General features: G+C 69.0%; 19 protein-coding genes. 11 read left to right on the top strand and 8 right to left on the bottom strand.

The genetic code is table 11. From position 1 onward, the window contains the following. Nucleotides 1–6 precede the first annotated feature (6 nt). Nucleotides 7–756 carry an anti-sigma factor gene (locus ABID97_RS08160; protein WP_354398022.1) on the top strand — a complete coding sequence of 250 codons (750 nt, stop codon included), beginning with the start codon at nucleotides 7–9 and terminating at the stop codon, nucleotides 754–756. Nucleotides 757–794: 38 nt separating this feature from the next. Continuing rightward, nucleotides 795–1,595 carry an SGNH/GDSL hydrolase family protein gene (locus tag ABID97_RS08155; RefSeq protein WP_354401700.1) on the top strand — a complete coding sequence of 267 codons (801 nt, stop codon included), beginning with the start codon at nucleotides 795–797 and terminating at the stop codon, nucleotides 1,593–1,595. Between the two features lie 9 nt (nucleotides 1,596–1,604). Here ABID97_RS08155 and opgC read toward each other — a convergent pair whose 3' ends face one another. Beyond that, nucleotides 1,605–2,747: an OpgC domain-containing protein gene (gene opgC / locus ABID97_RS08150; RefSeq protein ID WP_354398021.1), complete on the bottom strand. Its 1,143-nt coding sequence runs from the start codon at nucleotides 2,745–2,747 to the stop codon at nucleotides 1,605–1,607. Between the two features lie 151 nt (nucleotides 2,748–2,898). Here opgC and ABID97_RS08145 point away from each other — a divergent pair, with 151 nt between their 5' ends. Further along, nucleotides 2,899–8,922 (top strand): alpha-2-macroglobulin family protein, encoded by a 6,024-nt coding sequence (locus ABID97_RS08145; protein WP_354398020.1) that lies wholly within the window; start codon nucleotides 2,899–2,901, stop codon nucleotides 8,920–8,922. Nucleotides 8,923–8,938: 16 nt separating this feature from the next. On the opposite strand, the gene ABID97_RS08140 is transcribed toward ABID97_RS08145, so the two are convergent. The 6 genes from ABID97_RS08140 to selD form a co-directional block, all read right to left on the bottom strand. Beyond that, nucleotides 8,939–9,454 (bottom strand): O-acetyl-ADP-ribose deacetylase, encoded by a 516-nt coding sequence (locus ABID97_RS08140; protein ID WP_354398019.1) that lies wholly within the window; start codon nucleotides 9,452–9,454, stop codon nucleotides 8,939–8,941. 24 nt (nucleotides 9,455–9,478) lie between these two features. Continuing rightward, on the bottom strand, nucleotides 9,479–11,293 hold the full coding sequence (locus ABID97_RS08135; RefSeq protein WP_354398018.1) for a pectate lyase: 1,815 nt from the start codon (nucleotides 11,291–11,293) through the stop codon (nucleotides 9,479–9,481). A 210-nt stretch (nucleotides 11,294–11,503) separates the two neighbouring features. After that, nucleotides 11,504–11,752: a DUF3297 family protein gene (locus ABID97_RS08130; protein WP_354398017.1), complete on the bottom strand. Its 249-nt coding sequence runs from the start codon at nucleotides 11,750–11,752 to the stop codon at nucleotides 11,504–11,506. 48 nt (nucleotides 11,753–11,800) lie between these two features. Continuing rightward, complete coding sequence (locus tag ABID97_RS08125) at nucleotides 11,801–12,244, bottom strand: ribonuclease HI family protein (RefSeq protein ID WP_354398016.1); 444 nt, start codon at nucleotides 12,242–12,244, stop codon at nucleotides 11,801–11,803. Between the two features lie 13 nt (nucleotides 12,245–12,257). Then, the gene (locus ABID97_RS08120; protein WP_354398015.1) at nucleotides 12,258–12,755 is read right to left on the bottom strand and encodes a DUF4124 domain-containing protein; all 498 of its coding nucleotides are present in this window, start codon (nucleotides 12,753–12,755) and stop codon (nucleotides 12,258–12,260) included. Nucleotides 12,756–12,858: 103 nt separating this feature from the next. Beyond that, nucleotides 12,859–13,947, bottom strand: coding sequence for a selenide, water dikinase SelD (selD, locus tag ABID97_RS08115; RefSeq protein WP_354398014.1), 1,089 nt, complete (start codon nucleotides 13,945–13,947; stop codon nucleotides 12,859–12,861). Between the two features lie 118 nt (nucleotides 13,948–14,065). On the opposite strand from selD, the gene ABID97_RS08110 reads away from it, so the two are divergent. From ABID97_RS08110 to ABID97_RS08075, 8 genes are read left to right on the top strand one after another with little or no spacing between them, the layout of a single operon-like run. Next, nucleotides 14,066–14,923: a putative selenate ABC transporter substrate-binding protein gene (locus ABID97_RS08110; RefSeq protein ID WP_354398013.1), complete on the top strand. Its 858-nt coding sequence runs from the start codon at nucleotides 14,066–14,068 to the stop codon at nucleotides 14,921–14,923. A gap of 31 nt (nucleotides 14,924–14,954) precedes the next feature. Beyond that, nucleotides 14,955–15,797, top strand: coding sequence for a phosphonate ABC transporter ATP-binding protein (locus ABID97_RS08105; RefSeq protein ID WP_354398012.1), 843 nt, complete (start codon nucleotides 14,955–14,957; stop codon nucleotides 15,795–15,797). Continuing rightward, on the top strand, nucleotides 15,794–16,636 hold the full coding sequence (locus ABID97_RS08100; protein ID WP_354398011.1) for a PhnE/PtxC family ABC transporter permease: 843 nt from the start codon (nucleotides 15,794–15,796) through the stop codon (nucleotides 16,634–16,636). Before ABID97_RS08105 ends, ABID97_RS08100 begins: the two co-directional genes overlap by 4 nt. Beyond that, entirely contained in the window at nucleotides 16,633–17,436 is an 804-nt protein-coding gene (gene phnE, locus ABID97_RS08095) for a phosphonate ABC transporter, permease protein PhnE (protein ID WP_354398010.1), read from the top strand. The genes ABID97_RS08100 and phnE overlap by 4 nt, the downstream gene beginning before the upstream one ends. Next, nucleotides 17,429–18,502, top strand: a complete 1,074-nt coding sequence (gene mnmH, locus ABID97_RS08090) for a tRNA 2-selenouridine(34) synthase MnmH (protein WP_354398009.1) — start codon at nucleotides 17,429–17,431, stop codon at nucleotides 18,500–18,502. Before phnE ends, mnmH begins: the two co-directional genes overlap by 8 nt. A 28-nt stretch (nucleotides 18,503–18,530) precedes the next feature. After that, nucleotides 18,531–18,956, top strand: coding sequence for a GNAT family N-acetyltransferase (locus tag ABID97_RS08085; protein WP_354398007.1), 426 nt, complete (start codon nucleotides 18,531–18,533; stop codon nucleotides 18,954–18,956). A 12-nt stretch (nucleotides 18,957–18,968) separates the two neighbouring features. After that, nucleotides 18,969–19,238, top strand: a complete 270-nt coding sequence (locus ABID97_RS08080; protein WP_354398006.1) for a DUF2277 domain-containing protein — start codon at nucleotides 18,969–18,971, stop codon at nucleotides 19,236–19,238. 29 nt (nucleotides 19,239–19,267) lie between these two features. Further along, the gene (locus tag ABID97_RS08075; RefSeq protein WP_354398005.1) at nucleotides 19,268–19,894 is read left to right on the top strand and encodes a LysE family translocator; all 627 of its coding nucleotides are present in this window, start codon (nucleotides 19,268–19,270) and stop codon (nucleotides 19,892–19,894) included. Nucleotides 19,895–19,911: 17 nt separating this feature from the next. Here ABID97_RS08075 and ABID97_RS08070 read toward each other — a convergent pair whose 3' ends face one another. Beyond that, a complete protein-coding gene (locus ABID97_RS08070; protein WP_354401699.1) occupies nucleotides 19,912–20,121 on the bottom strand; it encodes a thrombospondin type 3 repeat-containing protein in 210 nt (69 codons plus the stop codon). Nucleotides 20,122–20,320: the final 199 nt, after the last annotated feature.

Below are 20,320 nucleotides of genomic sequence, written 5' to 3'. Positions count from 1 at the left end.
CCTTCCATGAACCTCATCGCCCATCCCGAACTGCTCGACCTGCTGGCCGCGAGCCATGCGCTCGGCACGCTGCGCGGCGGCGCCCGCCGGCGCTTCGAAACCCTGGCGCGCGAACAGGCGCCGGTGCGCGCCGCGGCGCTGGTGTGGCAAGGCCGGCTCGCGGGCATGACCGAGCTGCAGAGCCCGGTCGTCCCGGACGCCGCCGTGTGGACCCGCATCCGCAACATGATCGATGCCGAGCAGGCACAGCTCGCCGTCGCGCGGCAGCGCAATGCAACGTCGGCGGCCGCACCGCCGCAGGGCGGCTGGCTGCGCAGCCTCGCGCTCTGGCGCGGCGCCGCGGCGGCCGGTGCGCTGGCCACCGTCATGGCGGTGGTGACCGGGCTGAACCTGCGCGACCAGCTGCAGAACGCGCCGGCCATCCAGTACGTGGCGGTGCTGTCCGACGACAAGGCCTCCGCCTCGATGCTCGTGACCTTCGACCCCCGCAAGCGCCAGCTGGTGCTGCAGCGCGTGGGCAGCTACGACGAAGGCGCCGACAAATCGCTGCAGCTTTGGGCCTTGCCCCCCGGCGGCGCGCCGCGCTCGCTCGGCGTGCTCGACCATGCGCCGGCGCTGCGGCTGCCTGCGTCAGAATCGGATGTTCGCGTGCCCGCGCTGGCCATCAGCCTCGAGCCCAAGGGTGGCGTGCCCAGCGAGCGCGGCCCCACCGGGCCGGTGCTGTTCAAGGGCCCGCTGATAGAAAAAACGATCTGACGACCGACTTGCGTTTCGCCTTTCCTTCGATGCCTTCGATGAAAACCGCGCTGGCCGCGGCACTGCTGCTCACGGCGGCACTTGCCGCAGAGGCCCAGAACCACAACGCCGTCCAGCCCTACGAGTCGCTGGACAGCACGGCGGTCGACGCCTCCTCCGACTACCTGGCGGCCAAGGCGCGCTGGCACAACGAGCTCGCGGCTTTTTCGCGGGCCGACCAGCAGCAGTTCCCGCTGCCGGGCGGCGTGGTGTTCGTGGGCAGTTCCACCGTGCGCATGTGGAAGAACCTCGCGCAGGACTTCCGCCAGGTGCCCAACATCGTCAACCGCGGCTTCGGCGGCTCGACCATGGCCGACTGCAGCCTGTTCGCGCGCGACCTGGTGGTGCGCTACAAGCCGCGCCAGGTGCTGGTGTACGCCGGCGACAACGACCTGGCCGAAGGCCGCACGCCGCTGCAGGTGCTCGAAAGCTTCGCCCGCTTTGCCAACGCGGTGCGCGCCGAGCTGCCCCACACGCGCATCAGCTTCATCTCGGTCAAGCCAAGCCCGTCGCGCGAGCACCTGATGCCGCTGATCCGCGAAACCAACAACGTGATCTCGGCCTACCTCAACCGGCTGCCCGACAGCGAATACATCGACATTTTCACGCCCATGCTGGGCGCCGACGGCCGGCCGCGGCCGGAACTGTTCCGCAGCGACCGGCTGCACCTGACCGACGAAGGCTACCGGTTGTGGCAGTCGATCATCGCGGCACGGCTTCCCGCGGCGGGGCCGGCCATTTCGTCGGCGCCGATGCCGATGCCGCTCCCGATGACCTCGCCGGCGTCTTCAACTCCCTGAAGAGCCTCCTCAGGCCCGCGCCGGCTCCGTAGGCATGTCGTCCGCCGGCGGCGGCACGTCGGCCCCGCGCGTGAAGCGGGCCACCGCGTACATGCCCGCGAACACCGCGAGCAGCAGCAGGCCATCGCCCCACCAGGGCCGCGCGGTCTGGCTGTCGCCGTAGAAGGCCAGCACCAGCAGTACCGCCACCAGGTGCGCGCAGAACACCGGCAGCGAGGCCGAGCCCATGGCCTCGAGCCAGTGCAGGCGCGGAATGCGGCGCATGAACCACGGTCCGAAGCGCACTGCCAGGACGCCCAGCGCCACCAGGTTGACGATGCGTAGCGGCCCCAGCTGCCACTTGTCGAATAGCAGGTTCAGTTCCACGTCGCCGCCGAACGGCGCCTGGCCGTTGATGCCATGGTGGCGCCACCAGACGCCATAGAGCGCAATGGCCAGCGCCGGCATCCACACCCAAACCGGAAAGCGCAGCGGCCGGGCATCGGGCTGGTTCCGGCTGGCGCCGAGGCACAGGCCCGAGAACCACAGGAACTGCCAGGCGTAGGTGTTGAAGGCGCCCATTTCATGGAACGGCACCGGAATGCCCAGGTGGCGCTCGGCCAGGCCGTAGATCCATTCGCTGAGCCCGAACTGCGCCATGGCCCACAGCGCCACGCTGGCCGCCATGACCAGCGTCCAGCCATGCCGCATGGCAAAGGCCAGCACCCACGGGCTCATCAGCATGAAGAAGATGTACATCGGCAGGATGTCGAGCAGCGCGGGCTCGTAGATCAGCAGCAGGCCGAACAGGAAGCCGTCGCGCGGCTCCGCCAGGTAATAGGACACCAGGTTCTTGACCGCCGGCTGGTCGATGTGCAGCCCCAGCGCCGCGATCACGGTGAAGAGAAACAGCAGGATCGCCGCCTGGCAGAGATACACCTTGAGCACCCGACGCCAGAAGGCCTGGCGCATCGAGTCGACGCCGCGCAGGTGGCCGATGCGGCTGTAGACCAGCCCCGCCACGAAGGCCGACAGCAGCACGAAGCCTTCGGCGGCCGAAACGAAGCCGAAGGGCTGCCCGAGCGGGTCGGTGAGGCGTGTCGGCAGATGGGTGACGGTCATCAGCACGAGCATCAGCCCGCGCAAGGCGTCTATTTCCCAGTAGCGTTTCATCGGTCGGCGGCGAGGTCTTGGTGGCGGTCCGCGCGGCGCACGCACGACGGTGCCGATTGTATGAAGTCGCGGCGAGGCATATGGCGCCTGTCACATTCGAAGCGCCTTGCAAATCGGCTACGCTGCGCGTGCTTCAAGGTGGAGAAAAAAATTGAAAAGAATCATTCCAGCACTGCTCCTGGCCGGCAGTGCCTTTTGTGCCGCGCCCGGCCATGCCCTCCAGATCACCAGCCTGGCGCCGCAGGGCGAAGTGGCCCGCGTGCGCCAGGTCGTCGCCAAGTTCGACCAGCCGGCCGTCAACTTCGGTGACCCGAAGGCGCCCGCGCCGCTCGCCGTGAGCTGCTCCGACGCGCAAGCCGGCAAGGGCACGGGCCGCTGGACCGACGCGAAAACCTGGGTCCACGACTTCGAGAACGACCTGCCGCCCGGCGTGCGCTGCACCGTCACGCGTGTCTCCACCTTCAAGCCCGCATCCGGCGAGCTGACCGGACCCGAGCGCTATCAGTTCAATAGCGGCGGGCCGTTCGTGCGCAACTTCATGCCCGGCAGCTACGAGCGGATCGACGAGCAGCAGATGTTCGTGCTCGAGCTCAATGGCGCGGCCACCGTGGAGAGCGTGCGCCAGAACGTCTGGTGCGCCGCCGAGGGCATGGGCGAGCGCATTCCCGTCAGGCTGCTCGAAGGCGAGCAGCGCACGGGCCTTCTCAAGGCCTTTGGCCGCGACAAGGAAGCCGCCAAGGACCCGCTGCGCTTCATTGCGCTGCAATGCAACCGCACGCTCACGCCGGGCAGCAAGGTGCAGATCGTCTACGGCAAGGGCGTGGCGACGCCCTCGGGCGTGATCAACAAGGTGGAGCGCCGCCTGGGCTTCCAGGTGCGCGAGCCGTTCGCTGTCTCGTTCAGCTGCGAACGCGAGAACGCGCAGGCCGCCTGCCTGCCGCTGCGGCCGATGCAGCTGCAGTTCAATGCGCCGGTCACGCGCAAGCTGGCGGCGCAGATCCAGCTCAAGGGCGGCAACAAGACGGTGGCTGCAACGCTCGAGAACGACGGCGGCAAGCCCAGCGAAGACGACGTGGTCAGCTCGGCCAGCTTCGCGCCGCCATTCCCGGAGGACACCAGGTTCACCATCGAGCTGCCCGCCAGGTTCGAGGACGCCTCGGGCCGGCCGCTGGCCTCGCCCGGCACCTTTCCGCTGAAGGTGGCGACCGGCGCCATGCCGCCGCTGGCCAAGTTCGCGGCCTCGCCTTTCGGCGTGGTCGAGCGGCTGGCCGAACCCGGAACGCCGGCCATGATGCCGGTGACCGTGCGCCGCGTGGAGCCCGCACTCATGGTGCAGGCGCTCACGCCCGGCAAGGTCAGCGACATGAACCCGAAGACCGACGCCGAGATCATCGCGTGGTTCCGCAAGGTGCGCCGCTACGACAACTACACCGTCTCGCGCGACGTGGCGCGCAAGGACATCAAGGGCACGCTGCCGCCGGTCATCGACAAGGACGACCGCACCAGCCTGCAGACCCGCATGCTCTCCCTGCTGGCGGGCCAGCCGGGCGTGAAGACGCTCGACATGCCCAAGGCCGAGAGCGGCGATCCGCGGCCCTTCGAAGTCATCGGCATCCCGCTCACGCCCGGTTTCCACGTGCTCGAGATCGCCTCGCAGAAGCTCGGCGACGCGCTGCTCGACGAGCGCTACGGCGCCGGCCGCACGATGTTCGTGCGCACCACCGCGCTGGCCACCAACCTGGCCGTGCACTTCAAGCTCGGCCGCGAGAACTCGATGGCCTGGGTCACCACGCTCGACAAGGGCAAGGTGGTGGCGGGTGCCGAGGTGCGCGTGTCGGGCTGCGACGGCAAGGCCGTGGCCAGCGGCACCACCGATGCCAACGGCATCGTCAGGCTCGCGGGCATCTCGCCCGAGGCGCCCAGCTGCAACGGCCCCGACGAATACAACAGCGGCGCGTGGTTCGTCAGCGCGCGCGCCAAGGACGAAAAGGGCGTGGAGGACCTGGCCTTCACCTGGAGCGACTGGCAGCGCGGCATCGAGCCCTGGCGCTTCAACGTGCCCACCAACCTGCAGGCCGAGCCCGACCGCGTGGCCCACACCATCTTCGACCGCACCCTGCTGCGCGCCGGGGAAACGGTGTCGATGAAGCACCTGATCCGCACCCAGACCAGCAAGGGTTTCGGCCTGCCCGAGAACCGGCCGGACACGCTGGTCGTGACCCACACGGGCAGCGGCCAGCGCTTCACGCAACCGCTGGCCTGGCGCAAGACGCCGACCGGCGGCCTGAGCGCCGAGAACACCTTTCCCATACCGCCGGCCGCGAAGCTCGGCGTGTATGAAGTGATGCTGCGCAACGGCAAGGGCAAGGACGCGGACAGCGGCGAATCCGAAGGCGAAGGCGGCGACAGCGATGTCAACCGCAGCTTCCCGACCGGCCAGTTCCGCGTCGAGGAGTTCCGCCTGCCGGTGCTCGAAGGCCGCATCGCGCCCACCGACAAGAAGCCGCTGGTGGCCGCGACTGCGGTGCCGGCCGATGTGCAGATCAACTACGTGGCCGGCGGCGGCGCCGCCAACCTGCCGGTGCGCGTCTCGGCCATGGTTCGCGGCAAGAGCCTGGCCTTTGCCGACCATGACGCCTTCAGCTTCAACCCGCCGCGCGTGCAGGCCGACGGCGCGCAGGCGGCCACCACCGCCGCCGACACCGCGGGCAGCGAGGAAGACATCAACAGCGCCAGCGACACCCGCGTGATCGCAGACAAGCTGCCGCTCACGCTCAACAAGGACGGCGCCGGCAAGGTCACGATCGACAAGGTGCCCAAGGTCAAGGCGGCGCGCGAGCTGCTGCTCGAGGCCACCTATGCCGACCCGAACGGCGAGGTGCAGACGATCCGCAGCACGCAGACGCTGTGGCCCGCCTCCGTCATCGCGGGCATCAAGACCGAGGGCTGGGTGTCGACGAGCCAGAAGCTGAAGTACCAGGCGCTCGCGCTCGACCTGTCGGGCAAGCCCCAGGCCGGCGTCACGCTCAACGTGCGCGCCGTGGCACGCATCACCACCACCAGCCGCAAGCGCATGGTGGGCGGCTTCTACACCTACGACAACAAGACCGAGACCAAGGACATCGGCACCGTCTGCAGCGGCAAGAGCGACGCACGCGGCCTGCTGCTGTGCGAGTCCGAACTGAAGGAACCCGGCGAGGTCGAGCTGGTGGCCAGCGCCACCGACAGCGAAGGCCGCGACAGCCGCGCCGCCAGCTCGGTCTATGTGACCAAACAGGGCGAACTCTGGTTCGGCGGCGAGGACAACGACCGCATCGACGTGCTGCCCGAGAAAAAGAGCTACCAGCCCGGCGAGACGGCCAAGTTCCAGGTGCGCAGCCCGTTCCGCTTTGCCACCGCGCTGGTGTCGGTCGAACGCGAGGGCATCATCGAGACCCAGGTGGTGCAGCTCGACGGCAAGGACCCGACCGTGAGCCTGCAGGTCAAACCCGAGTGGGGGCCGAACGCCTACGTGAGCGTGCTCGCGCTGCGCGGCCGCCTGCGCGAAGTGCCGTGGTACAGCTTCTTCACCTGGGGCTTCAAGGCACCGCGCGAGTGGTGGACCGCCTTCTGGTACGAAGGCAAGGAATACGTCGCACCGACCGCGATGGTCGACCTGAGCAAGCCCGCCTACCGCCTCGGCATGGCCGAGATCCGCGTCGGCACGCGCGCACACCAGATCGACGTGACCGTGACCAGCGACAAGCCCAGCTACCCGGTGCGCGGCAAGGCGCAGGTCACCATCTCCGCCAAGCTGCCCGACGGCAAGCCCGCGGCCGGTGCCGAAGTGGCCTTGGCCGCGGTCGACCAAGCCCTGCTGGAGCTGATGCCCAACGACAGCTGGAACCTGCTCAACGCGATGCTGCAGCGGCGCAGCTGGGGCGTTTCCACCTCCACCGCGCAGATGGAAATCGTCGGCCGGCGCCACTACGGGCGCAAGGCCGTGCCCGCGGGCGGCGGCGGCGGCAAGGGGCAGACGCGCGAGCTGCTCGACACGCTCTTGCTGTGGAACCCGAAGGTGGTGCTCGACGCCAATGGCCAGGCCGTGGTGACGGTGCCGCTCAACGATGCACTCACCACCTTCAGGATCGTGGCCGTGGCCGATTCGGGCACCAGCCTGTTCGGCACCGGCCAGGCCACCATCCAGGCCACGCAGGACCTGCAGATCATCAGCGGCCTGCCGCCGCTGGTGCGCGAGGACGACCAGTTCCGCGCACAAATCACGCTGCGCAACACCACGCAGAAACCGATGAAGGTGGAAGCCACGCCGCGCGCCACGCTGCTCACGCTGGAGACGCAGACAGTGGACATCCCCGCCGGCGAGGCGCGCGAAGTCGCCTGGATGGTGACAGCGCCCGCACAGCTTGCGCAAACGCGCGCCGAAGCCATCCTCTGGGAGATCGAAGCCCGGGACACGCTCGGCGGCGCACGCGACGCGCTCAAGGTGCGCCAGCGCATCGTGCCCTCGGTGCCGCTCACGGTGCAGCAGGCCACGCTGGTGCAGGTCGACGGGCCTTTCACGCTCGACGTGGCACCGCCCGCCGACGCCCTGCCCGGCCGCGGCGGCCTGAAGCTTTCGCTGCAACCCAGGCTCGCCGAAGGCCTGCCGGGCGTGCGCGACTGGTTCGCCAACTACCCCTTCGCCTGCCTCGAACAGAAGACCAGCAAGTCGGTCGGCCTGCGCGACGCGAAGATGTGGCAGGGCGTGCTGGCCCAGCTGCCCACCTACCTGGACAGCGACGGCCTGGCAAACTACTTTCCGCCGCGCGACGGTGAGTCCAACCGCGGCAGCGACATCCTGACCTCCTACCTGCTCGCGGCCACGCACGAGGCGGCGGCCCTGAACCCGGCCTTCGCGCTGCCCGACGAAGCGCGTGCGCCGATGCAATCGGGCCTCATCGCCTTTGTCGAAGGCCGGATCCAGCGCGAGTTCTGGAGCCCGCGCAAGGACCTGGACGTGCGCAAGCTCGCCGCGCTCGAGGCCCTGTCGCGCTATGGCGCGGCCAAGGGCAGCATGCTCGGCAGCATCACCATTGCGCCGAACCAGTGGCCCACCTCCGCGGTGATCGACTGGCTCAACATCCTGAAGCGCGTGCAGGACGTGCCGCAGCGCCAGCAGCGGCTGGACGAAGCCAGCAACGTGCTGAAGGCGCGCCTGTCTTACCAGGGCACCAGGCTGGTCTTCAGCACCGAGCAGGACGACTACTGGTGGTGGCTCATGACCAACGGCGACGTCAACACCGCGCGTCTTTTGCTCAGCGTGATGGACGACCCGGCCTGGAAGGACGACATCGGCAAGCTCGCCAGCGGCTTCATCGGCCGCCAGCAGAACGGCGCCTGGCACACCACCACCGCCAACCTGTGGGGCGGGCTCGCGCTCGAGAAGTTCTCCAAGGTTTTCGAGAGCACACCGGTGGCCGGCGTCACTGCCGCCACGCTGGGTGCGGTGAAGGCACAGGTCGACTGGCGCAACGTCGTGCGCGTGAAGACCACCGACCCGGCCGGTGCACCGAACCAGACCACCTTCTTCGGCGCGCCCGCCTCGCCCGGCAACCTGGCCAACAACACCATGTTCCTGCCCTGGGCCGCATCGCCCTCGGGTGCGCCGGTGCGCGACACGCTGCTGGTCACGCAGCAAGGCACCGGCAAGCCGTGGCTCACGATGCAGTCGATTGCCGCGGTGCAGCTGAAGGCGCCGTTCGCCGCCGGCTACGCGATCAAGAAGACCATCACGCCGGTCGAGCAGGCCACCGCGGGCAAGTACACGCGCGGCGACGTGCTGCGCGTGACCGTCGAGGTGAACGCCAGCGCGGACATGACCTGGGTGGTGGTGAGCGACCCGATTCCGGCCGGCGCCACCATCCTGGGCAGCGGCCTGGGCCGCGACTCGCAGATTGCCACGCAAGGCGAAAAGAAGTCGGGCGCCGGCTGGCCGGCGTTCGAGGAGCGCAGCTTCGAGGCCTTCCGCAGCTACTACGAATACCTGCCCAAGGGCGTGGTCAAGGTCGAGTACACCGTGCGCCTGAACAACGCCGGCGACTTCGCGCTGCCGCCGAGCCGCGTGGAGGCGATGTATGCGCCGGAAATGTTCGGCGAGACGCCGAATGCGCGGGTGAAGGTGGAAGCCGCGAAGTAAGGCTGGCCGGGGCTTGCTAGGCAGGCCCCGCGAGCGCTGCCTCGTACACCGCAAGGTCCGCGTCCGAGAAGCAGCAGAACGTGACCTCCTGAACGCTGCCACTCTCGGCCAGCGCCGACCGGACCGTGGCCACCGCAAGGGGCGCCGCAAGTTCGATCGGGTAGCCGTAGATGCCCGTGCTGATCGAAGGAAACGCGAGGGTCCGGACACCGTGTTGCCCGGCGATTTCCATCGACCGCCGGTAGCACGATGCGAGCAGTTCGGGCTCGCCGTTCGCGCCGCCGCGCCAGACCGGGCCCACGGTGTGGATGATGAACCGGGCCGGCAGCCGGTAGCCCTTGGTCAGCTTGGCCTCGCCGGTCTTGCAGCCCGCCAGCAGGCGGCACTCATGCAGGAGTTCGGGCCCGGCCGCGCGATGGATCGCGCCATCCACGCCGCCACCGCCCAGCAGCGACGAGTTCGCTGCATTGACGATGGCATCGACCTGCAGCGTGGTGATGTTGCCGCGCACGGCACGAAGCGCTTTCTGCATGATGTGGCCCCCTTGTAGGGCCGATTAGACGACAGGCGCGGTGAATGCGATGAGCTTGCCCATGTTGCTCACGAAGCTCGCCACCGTGATCGCTTGCGGCTGCTCCTTCTTCACGTAGGGTTCGATCAGCGGCGGGTCCGCGGGATCGTAGGGCGAGGTGTCGTACACATCGCCCACGTGCTTGCTGCGGTAGGCATCGCCCGTGTACGGCGTGGAAGGGCCATCGCCCTTGTATGGGTTGGTCACGGCCGACAGCGGCGCAAGCCAGTAGCCCTTCGGATCGAGCTTGTCCATCACGGCCGCGGCATCGGTTGCGCTCACCGCCGGGGTGGTCATGACGCGGTCGGCGAACAGGTCGGCAAAGTCCACCTCCCGGATCGAGAAATACTTCGGCAACGGCCTTTGCTCCCCGTGGCGCAGCGGTGAGGCCGCAACCATCTGCTGGATGGCCGCATCGCTCATGCCGTTGAGCTGGGCGTAGGTCTGGCGCATGCCCGCGATGTCGATGCTGCGGCCCGCCGAGTAATGGCTCGGCGTGGCGCGATGGTCATGGTCGACGTAGTAGGCGCCGTTGTGGATGTTCGAGCCATAGCGGTGCACGAAGCGCGGCTGGTTGGTGCCGAGCTCCACGAAGGTGGGGTGCGTGCGCCCCTTGAGGAGCGGGTTCTCCGCGATCATGGTGTCGGTGAGCTTGCAGCTGTCCAGCCAGTCGAGCGCCTCCGGCACGCGGGCCAGGTAGCCGCGATCGCCCGTGAGGCGGAAATAGTTGAACAGCTGCTGCACGTTGGTCTGCGTGGTGTGCGTGGCCAGCGACCTCGGCTCGTAGCTGCGCGCGCCGGCAGGCGCCCCGGCCGGGCGGCCGTTCTGGTCCGTGGCCAGGTGCTGCAAGCCCCAGCCTGCCTGCGGCCCGGGCTGCTGCATGCGGCGCAGGCAATCCATCGCGCGGGTGATGTACGGCACGAGGCTCTGGTCGCCGAGCGCCACCACGCACATCAGCATGAACTTGATGTTCTCGCCCGCCACGTCGTCGTTGAAGGTGACGTGGCGCGTGTAGTCGCCATCCTCCATGCCCGCCGTGGCGCCCGCGGGCAGCTGCTGCGGATTGGGCAGCGGCATCGAGGAGATCGCGTCCGGCGACGGCGGATAGCGCTGCGGCCAGCCGCCCTCGGCCACGCCGCCGGCGAACTGCGCCTGCGTGACGAAGCCGATGGCCTTCTGCAGCGCCGCGAGGAAGCGCGGGTCTTTTTTCTCGAGGTACATGCGCAGCATGAACTGCGACGACACCGCCGTGCCCGCGTCGTCGAAGGTGGCGTTGGCGTAGTAGTGCTGGAACTCCTCCAGCCGCCAGCCGTTGGCGCCCACCGTGGCGTACCACTCGCGCAGCGAGGCTTCGCCGGCAAAGTCGTGGATGTAGTTCCAGCCGCCCGACGCATGCTGCGCCTCGATCAGCGCGAGCCCCGTGCGTTCGGCGGCGTTGTAGAAGAGTTCGTCGCCCGTCGCGTGATAGGCGTCGAGCATGCAATGCCCCGCCGTCGGGGTGCCGGGCGGCTGGATCCAGCACATGGTGCGGCGGGCTTCCATCTCGCCCCAGAGCATCGAGAGGTCCGGCAGGTAGGCCCAGACGTAGCCGCCGCGGTAGGACACCGTTTCGTCCATGAAGCCCGCGGCGCGCCGCATCGCCTTGCGCGCCAGCACCTCGGTGCTGGGCGGCGGCTCCGGGGCAGGCGCTGGCGGGGGAACCGGGAACGGCGGAAAGGCGGGCCCATCTCCTCCGCCGCCCCCGCAAGCGCTCAGCGCGAGGGGCGAAAGGGTCGAGAGGACGAAGTTTCTTCGTTTCATCTTTTGTCTCCAGTTGAGAGCGGTGGTCCGCTTTGGTACTTTTCAACTCATACGATGTCCGATGAGTTGCCGGAAATTCTGCCATTCCGAGCCGTTTTGCTAGAACGTTGTACGACAACTAAAGATGCAAGATCGCCGACTTTTTTGTGTGAAATCGTTAGTGGAACGGGGCTCGATCGCGAGCCCCGGGGTCACGGGAGGTGAGCGCGTTTAGCGGTAGAACGCCTCGACCCGGCCCTTGAGCTTGATCAAAAGCGGCTTGCCCTTGCGGTCCACGGTCTTGCCCGCGGGCACCTTGATCCAGCCTTCGCTGATGCAGTATTCCTCCACGTCGAGGCGTTCCTTGTCGTTGAAGCGGATGCCGACGTCGTGCTCGAAGACGGCCGCCACGTGATGGGGGCTGCGCGGATCGCTGGAGAGGTGGTCGGGAAGGGGCGGGAGAGGAGTGGCTTCTGTCATGACGCGGATGATATGGCGTCTGCCGGAAGCCCCGCCCGGCGCCCTGCGTCAGCGCTTCTTCTTGGCCGCCCTGGGTGGCGGCTTGGGCGCAAAGCCCAGCGATGCGCGCGCCAGTGCATCGGCCTCGTAGTTGCGGTGCCGAGGCACCCATCGCAGGCTCGCCTCCTCGAACGATGCGAGCAAGAGGCGCGCCTCGTCGAAGAGGTTTGCCAGGCGCGCGATCGGCCGGGCACCGGCCGCGACGAGCTGCTCGACGAGGATGCTGTTGTCGGTGTAGGCCAGCACCGAAGTCGCGCCGCGCGCCTTCAGGTCCTCCAGCGCGAGAGTCAGTGCCCGGAGCTCGGCTTCGTTGTTGCAGCCGATCGCATGGCTCGCCTGCGACAGGGTGTGGCGCGTGCCGTCGGGCGCGGTGATGACCGCGCCGGCTCCCATGCGGCCGGGGTTCGGCATGGCGCTGCCGTCACAGTAGACGGTCCAATGGCCCGGCGGCATCGGCTCCCGCAGCTCAGCAGTTGCTGCGCTTGAGGCCCGCGAGGTTCTGGCACGGCCGCTGGCCCGGCGGCGGACCCGGGTCGACCTGCGGGCGGGGGTGCCGAGGACGAACGATGGGACGCCCGCCGTCGTAGTACGGCTCCGGTCCCCAGCTGTAGACCGGCGGTGGCGACTCGGCCTCCGCGCGCGGCTCGTCGACATTGCGCGGAATGATGGCCGGGCCCTGCGGGGCGCCGGCCACGGGGGGTGGCGGCAACGCCGCGCGTGGCGCCGGCGTGTACGCCGGCCGCTTCGCCTCGGCGGAGGCCGAAGGAATCACCGCCACCGGTTCGGTGAGGGGCACCTGGCGAGAGACCCGGCTGCCCGCGGGACAAGGACCGTCGGTGTAGGCGATGGCGCCGCTCGCATCGGTGCAGCGGACCACGCCGGCGGCCTGGGCGCCGGCCGCAGCGAGTGCAGCGAATACGGCCATGGCCGCCATGGCCGGAATGAAGAGAACCGATGTGCGCATCATGCGACCTCCGTTGTGGACTGCCGAAGACGACCTGTCTCCCCTGGATGGCATTCTGGCCCGAAGCGGCGCGCTGCGCCGGGGCCATCCGGCTTCATGGTCTTCAGGCCGAGACGCGCAGCCGCGCAGGGCCGGGCGCCATCCGGCCGACGACCGCGGCGTGCGCAAAGCCTTCGCCGCGGAACACCTGCAGCACCGCATCGGCCGATTCGGCGGCACAGCTCACCAGCAGCCCGCCCGAGGTCTGCGGATCGCTCAGCAGCGCCTGCGCGGTGGCGGGCAGGCCCGGCGCGAGCTCGACGTCCATGCCGTAGCCGGCCCAGTTGCGGCCCGAGGCGCCGGTCACGAAGCCGTCCGCCGCCATGGCCGCCACGCCGTCCAGCAGCGGCACGCGCGGCCACTCGATGACAGCGGTGAGCCCGGCGCCGCGCGCGAGTTCGAGCACATGGCCGGCCAGCCCGAAGCCGGTGACATCGGTGAGCGCGTGCACGCCCGGCATCGTGGCCAGCGCCATGCCCGGCGTATTGAGCCGCGTGGTGTTCTCGATGAGCTGGCGGTAGCCCGCGAGCGGCAGCTTCTCCTTCTTGAGCGCGGCCGAGAGCACGCCCACGCCCAGCGGCTTGCCCAGCACCAGCACGTCGCCCGCGCGCGCCTCGGCGTTGCGCTTGACGTGAAACGGATCGACCAGGCCCATCACCACCAGCCCGTAGATCGGCTCGACGGAATCGATGGTGTGCCCGCCCGCGATCGGGATGCCGGCCGCGCGGCACACGTCCTGCCCGCCGCGCACGATGTCGCCGATGACCGATACCGGCAGCTGGTTGACCGGCATCGCGACCAGCGCCAGCGCCATGATCGGCCGGCCCCCCATCGCATACACGTCGCTGATGGCATTGGTGGCGGCAATGCGGCCGAACTCGTACGGGTCGTCGACGATCGGCATGAAGAAGTCGGTCGTCGCGATCAGCGCCTGCTTGTCGTTGAGGCGGTAGACGGCCGCATCGTCGGCGGTTTCGATGCCCACCATCAGCTCGGGCGGAATCAGGCCGCCGCCGCTGTTCTTCAATATTTCCGACAGCACGCCGGGCGCGATCTTGCAGCCGCATCCGCCGCCATGGGAGAAGCTGGTGAGCCGCAACGGCGCCAGCGGGTTGAGCGGGTCGGGAGCGGAAATCGTCGGGGTGTCGGTCATGGCGCAATTCGGAGCGGGGGCAATCGCCCATTATCGAAGCGGGCCGGGAACGGCGCCCGGGCGCGGGTTTCTACAATCGAGGGTTGTCCGTCCTCCTTGCGCCCTGCCGCGCCATTCCATGAAACCCCTCTTTCGCCTTGCCCTTGCACTTTCGCTGTCCGTCCTCGCCCTGGGTGCCTCGGCACAAGGCAAGGTGCTGCGCGTGTCCGCCATTCCCGACGAGGCCCCCACGGAGCTGCAGCGCAAGTTCACGCCCCTGGGCGACTACCTGAAGAAGGAAACCGGCCTCGAGGTGCAGTTCACGCCCGTGACCGACTACGCCGCCGTGGTCGAGGGCCTGGCCACCAACAAGATCGACCTGGCCTGGCTCGGCGGCTTCACCTTCGTGCAGGCCCGCATCCGCACCAACGGCGGCGCCGTGCCGATCGTGCAGCGCGCCGAAGACGAGGTGTTCACCAGCAAGTTCATCGTGCCGCAGGACAGCAGCGCCAAGACCCTGGCCGACCTGAAGGGCAAGACCTTCGCGTTCGGTGCGCCCTCTTCCACCTCGGGCAGCCTGATGCCGCGCTACTTCCTGATGCAGGCGGGCATCGATCCCGAGAAGGACTTCAAGACAGTCGCGTTCTCGGGCGCGCACGACGCCACCGTGGCTTTCGTGGCTGCGTCGCGCGCCGAGGCCGGCGTGCTCAACGCGTCGGTCTGGGAAAAGCTGGTCGAAAGCAAGAACCCGAACGCTGCCAAGGTGCGCGTGCTCGCCACCACGCCCACCTACTACGACTACAACTGGACGGTGCGCCCCGGCCTGGACCCGGCCCTCACGAAGAAGCTCACCGAAGCCTTCCTGAAGCTCGATCCCGCGAACCCGGCCATGAAGGAGATCATGGACCTGCAGCGCGCGAGCAAGTTCGTCGCCACCAAGTCGTCGAACTACGACGGCATCGAAGCCGCCGCCAAGTCGGCCGGCCTGGTCAAGTGATGCGGCAGGGGCGCGCCGCCGGAGCCTTCGCGTGAGCTTTGCGCTCGGCGAGGTCGGGCTGGTGCACCCGAACGGCCATCGGGCCCTGCAGGGTGTCTCGCTGGCCGCGCGCGATGGCGAGCGGCTCGCCGTCATCGGCCCCTCGGGTGCCGGCAAGACCACGCTGCTGCGCGTGCTCGGCGCGGCATTGCGGCCCGGCGAAGGCACGGTGCGGCTGCTTGGCGAAGCACCCTGGAACCTCGCCGCACCGGCGCTGCGCAAGCTGCGGTCGCGCATCGGCACCGTGCACCAGAGCCCGCCGATCGCGCCACGCCTGCGCGTCGTCACGGCGGTGCTGTCGGGCCGGCTCGGGCAATGGAGCGCGATGCGCGCGATGGCGTCGCTGCTGCGCCCCTCGGACCTGGAAGGCGCGCACGAAGCCCTGTCGCGGCTCTCGCTCGAAGACCGGCTGTTCGACCGCTGCGACCGCCTCTCGGGCGGACAGTTGCAGCGCGTGGGCATCGCGCGCGTGCTCTACCAGCGGCCCGCGCTGATGCTGGCCGACGAACCCGTGTCCGCGCTCGACCCGACGCTGGCCGACGCCACGCTGCAGCAGCTGGTGGCGCAGAGCGAATCGACCGGCGCCACGCTCGTGGCCTCCCTGCATGCGGTGGACCTGGCGCTGCGCTGGTTTCCGCGCATCGTGGGCATGCGCGGCGGCCAGGTGGTGTTCGACGAACCCGTGGGCAACGTGACGGAGCCGATGCTCGCGGCGCTCTATGCGAGCGAAGGCGGGCTGCCGACGCAGGCACGCGGCGCGTCGATCCCCGCCATCGCATCCGCCCCATTCGCCACGGGCGCCGCACACCCCGTCCCGCGCCCGGACTGCCTGTGACCACCGCGCAACCCTTGCGGCGAGACGCGCTGCGCGATCCCCTCGCGCGGCGCCGTGTCGTGTGGCTGCTGGCCGCGCTTGTGATTGCATGGCCGATGCTGCAGCTCTCGGGCTTCGCACCCGCGGCCCTCTTCGCGCCCGGCAACCTTCAGGTGATCGGCGGCTTCCTGGCCGGCTTCCTGCCGCCCGAGACGTCGCCGGCCTTTCTGGCGATGCTGGGCAAGGCCACGCTCGAGACGCTGGCCATGGCCACCGCGGGCACGGCGCTGGCATTCGCCATCGGCGCGCCGCTCGCCTTCGTGACCACGCGCGCGCTCTCGGTCTCGCGCATCGGACCGGGGCCGGGGCGTGTGCAAGCGGGCGTGGTGCGCCAGGCCGGGCGTTCCGTGCTGATGGTGCTGCGCGCCATTCCGGAAATCGTCTGGGCGCTGGTCTTCGTGCGCGCGCTCGGCCTTGGCCCCGCGGCGGGCGTGCTGGCGCTGGCCATCACCTACGGCGGCATGCTGGGCAAGGTGTACGCCGAGGTGCTCGAATCGACCGACACGCGGCCCGCCCGCGCGTTGTTGGAAAGCGGCAGCGCGCGCCTGGCCGCGCTGGTCTACGGGTTGTTGCCCCATTGCGGGCAGGAGCTCATCTCGTACACGGTGTACCGGTGGGAGTGCGCCGTCAGGGCCTCGGTCGTCATGGGCTTCGTGGGCGCGGGCGGCCTGGGCCAGCTCATGGACCAGTCGATGAAGATGCTCAACGGCGGCGAAGCGAGCAGCATCCTGCTGGTGTTCCTGGTGCTGGTGCTGCTCGCGGATGCGCTGAGCAATGCGCTGCGGCGGTTGCTGGCATGAACGCGCGCATGAAGCTGGCCGGGCCGCCGCGCTGCATCCGCTGCTGGATCGCATCGGCGCTGGTGCTCGCAGGCGTGGCGGCCAGCTTCGCCTACCTGGCCATCGACTACCGCGCGCTCTTCACAGCCGAATCGATCGGCCTCATGGGCAAGTTCGTCGCCGAGTTCTTTCCGCCGGATCTTTCGAGCGCCTTCCTTGCCAAGACGGCGTGGGGCGCGCTGCAGACGCTGGCCGTGTCGGCGCTCGGCACGCTGCTGGCGGCCGTGGGCGCCGCCCTGCTCGCGCTGCCCGCGTCGGGCCGCTCGGGCCTGCTGCTGCGGCAGGCCTGCCGCTTTGTCCTCAACTTCCTGCGCAGCGTGCCCGAGCTGGTGTGGGCCGCGCTCATGGTGCTGGCCGCGGGCATCGGCCCGTTTGCCGGCGCGCTCGCGCTCGCGCTGCACACCACCGGCGTGCTCGGCCGGCTGTTCGCCGAGAGCCTGGAGAACGCGCCGCGCGAACCCGAGCAGGCGCTGGCGCTCGGCGGTGCCGGCGCGGTCGCGGCCTTCGGCTACGGCAGCCTTCCGCTCGTGCTGCCGCAATGGGTGGCCTATGCGCTGTATCGTTGGGAAATGAACATCCGGATGGCCGCGGTGCTGGGCTTCGTCGGCGGCGGCGGCCTGGGGCAACTTCTCTACTTTCACTTGTCGATCTTCCAACAGCAGCAGGCCATGACCGTACTGATTGCAATGTTCGTGCTGGTGGCCGTCGTCGACCTGGCGAGCGGCCGGCTGCGGCGCAACCTGGGGCACGCCCATGCGTGAACACGACAACCCGCGCCACCAGCCCACGCGCGTGGGCGACATGCACCGGTTCGACACCGTCATCGACGCGCGCTCGCCTTCGGAGTTTGCGCTCGACCACATTCCGGGCGCCATCAATTGCCCGGTGCTCGACGACGACGAGCGCCGCATCGTCGGCACCATCTACAAGCAGACCGGCGCCTTCGAGGCGCGGCGCGTCGGCGGCGCCATGGTGGCCGCCAACCTCGCGCGGCACCTGCGCGAGCGCTTTGCCGATCAGCCCGCCAGCTGGCGCCCGCTCGTCTATTGCTGGCGCGGGGGCCTGCGCAGCGGCTCGATGGTGACCTGGCTGCGCCTGGTCGGCTGGGACGCGCAGCAGCTTGCCGGCGGCTACAAGAGCTTTCGCCATCACGTGCTGGCGCAGATCGAGGCCACCGTGCCCAGGCTGCAGTTGCGGGTGATCTGCGGCGCTACCGGCAGCGCCAAGACGCGGGTGCTGCAGGCGCTGGCGGCGCGCGGCGAACAGGTGCTCGACCTGGAGCATTGCGCAAGCCACAAGGGGTCGCTGCTGGGCGCCCTGCCCGGCGTGCCGCAGCCCTCGCAGAAGCAGTTCGAGACCCGCATCGCGGCCTGCCTCGAGGCGCTCGATCTTTCGCGCCCGCTCTACGTCGAAGGCGAGAGCGCGCGCATCGGCCGGCTCTCGGTGCCCATTCCACTCGTCGCGCACATGCGCGCCGCGGCCTGCATCGAAATCCAGGCCGACGCCGCCGCGCGGCTCGACTACCTGCTGCGCGACTACGCCTACCTGGGCGACGACCGCGCCGGGCTCGCGGCCCAGCTGGAGCGCCTGAAGGAAATGCAGGGCAAGACGGTGGTGCAGCGCTGGCAGGAATGGGCGTTCGAGGGCGACCTGCCGCAGCTCTTTGCGGAACTCATGGCGCTTCACTACGATCCGCACTACGAACGCTCGCAGGCGCGCCACTTCGAGAAGTGGCCCGGGCGGCAGCAGGTGGCGGCACCCGACCTCACGGAACAGGGCATCGAAGCCGTGGCAGACGCCATCCTGCAGTTGAACCCCGCGGGCTGACCGGCCGCACACCCAACAGGCACGCTCCATGACACTCGAATGGCGCCATTCGCTCGAAGGCATCGATTGGGAAGAGCTCTCGCGGCTCTACCAGGCCGCACCGCTCGGCAACAAGCAGCCCGACGGCCTGAAGCTCGTGTTTTCCAACAGCATGTTCAAGAGCTTCGTCTACAACGAAGGCCGCCTGGTGGGCGCCGGGCGCGCGCTGGCCGACGGGCTCGACTGCGCGTACATCTGCGACGTGGCCGTGCATCCGAGCCACCAGGGCACCGGCCTGGGCAAGCAAATCGTCTCGCGGCTCATGGATCTTTCCAAAGGACACCGCAAGATCATCCTGTACGCGGTCGCCGGCAAGGAGCCCTTCTACGCGAAGTTCGGCTTCCGGCGAATGAAGACCGCGATGGCGATCTTCGAGAACCAGGCGCAGGCCGCGGAGCGCGGGCTGCTCGAATGAAATGGAGTTCCCATGTGCAGAAGCATCAAGACCCTCTACAACTTCGAGCCTCCCGCCACCGAGCAGGAGATCCGTGCCGCCGCGCTGCAGTTCGTGCGCAAGCTCAGCGGCTTCAGCGTGCCGTCGAAGGCGAACCAGCAAGCCTTCGAGCGCGCGGTCGATGAAGTGGCAGCCAGCGCAACGCGCCTCATCGATTCGCTGGTGACCACCGCCGAGCCGCGCGACCGGGCCATCGAGGCCGAACGCGCCCGTGCCCGGTCGGCCGAGCGCTTCGGCACCTGAACAACGCAACATCCACTTGGAGACTCTTCATGCCCGTTGAACTCTGGCTCGCCTTCGTGGCCGCATCCGCCGTGCTCTTGATCATTCCGGGTCCGACCATCCTCACGGTGATCAGCTATTCGATGTCGCACGGCCGCCGCGCCAACGTGCCGCTGGTGGCCGCGGTGGCGCTCGGCGATTCGACCGCGCTGGTGGTGTCGCTGCTGGGCCTGGGGGCGCTGCTCGCCACCTCGGCGTTCTGGTTCATGGTGGTGAAGTGGGTGGGCGGCCTGTACCTGATCTATCTCGGCATCAAGCTGCTGCGGGCGGGCATCGCGCCGGCGGAAATCGCTGCACCGGCCGCGCAGGTTTCGCGATGGAGGCTGTTCGCCAACACCTACCTGGTGACCGCGCTGAACCCCAAGGGCATCGTGTTCTTCGTGGCATTCCTGCCGCAGTTCCTGAGTCCGACGGCCGACGCGACGCGCCAGCTGTGGGTGCTGGCGGTCACCTTCGTGGCCATGGCCGCGCTCAATGCCACGCTCTACGCGGTGTTCGCGGGCACGGCGCGCAGGCTGCTTTCTTCTGCGCGTGCACAGCGGCGTTTCAACCTTGCAGGCGGATCGCTGCTGAGCGCGGCGGGTGTGTGGGCCCTGCTCGCGCGCCGGCCCGCCTGAGGTGCGCTGAGCGTGGATCAGCGATAGGGGTTGTTCGGCCGGCGATCGTAGCGGTTGGGCACCCCATCGCCATCGCGGTCTCGGTCATACCGATTGGGTACGCCGTCGCGGTCTCGGTCACCGCCATAGTATTGGCCACGCGGCGGCGGCGAACGGTCGTAAGGTGCGACCACGCAGCCGGCCAGGACAGCCGATGCGGCGAGCAGAACAGCCAGTGTCTTGATCATCATTTGATTTCTCCTTGGAGTTATGGAAAGGCGGCTTGCCTCCGCAAGCCGGCATCTGCATTGAAGGCCACCTCCGTCTCGGTCCGGTATCTGCCATGGGGCCGGGGCGTGAAGTTCGTTACCGGATGTGGAACGTGCTGCAGACTCTGGCGCCAAGCCGCTGCCACCGCAGGCGGCGGCCCGCCCGTCTGCAAGTAGG

Origin of the sequence: Variovorax sp. OAS795, assembly GCF_040546685.1 — a bacterium.
GTDB lineage: Bacteria > Pseudomonadota > Gammaproteobacteria > Burkholderiales > Burkholderiaceae_C > Variovorax.
This window is presented reverse-complemented; position numbering and strand designations above follow the sequence as displayed.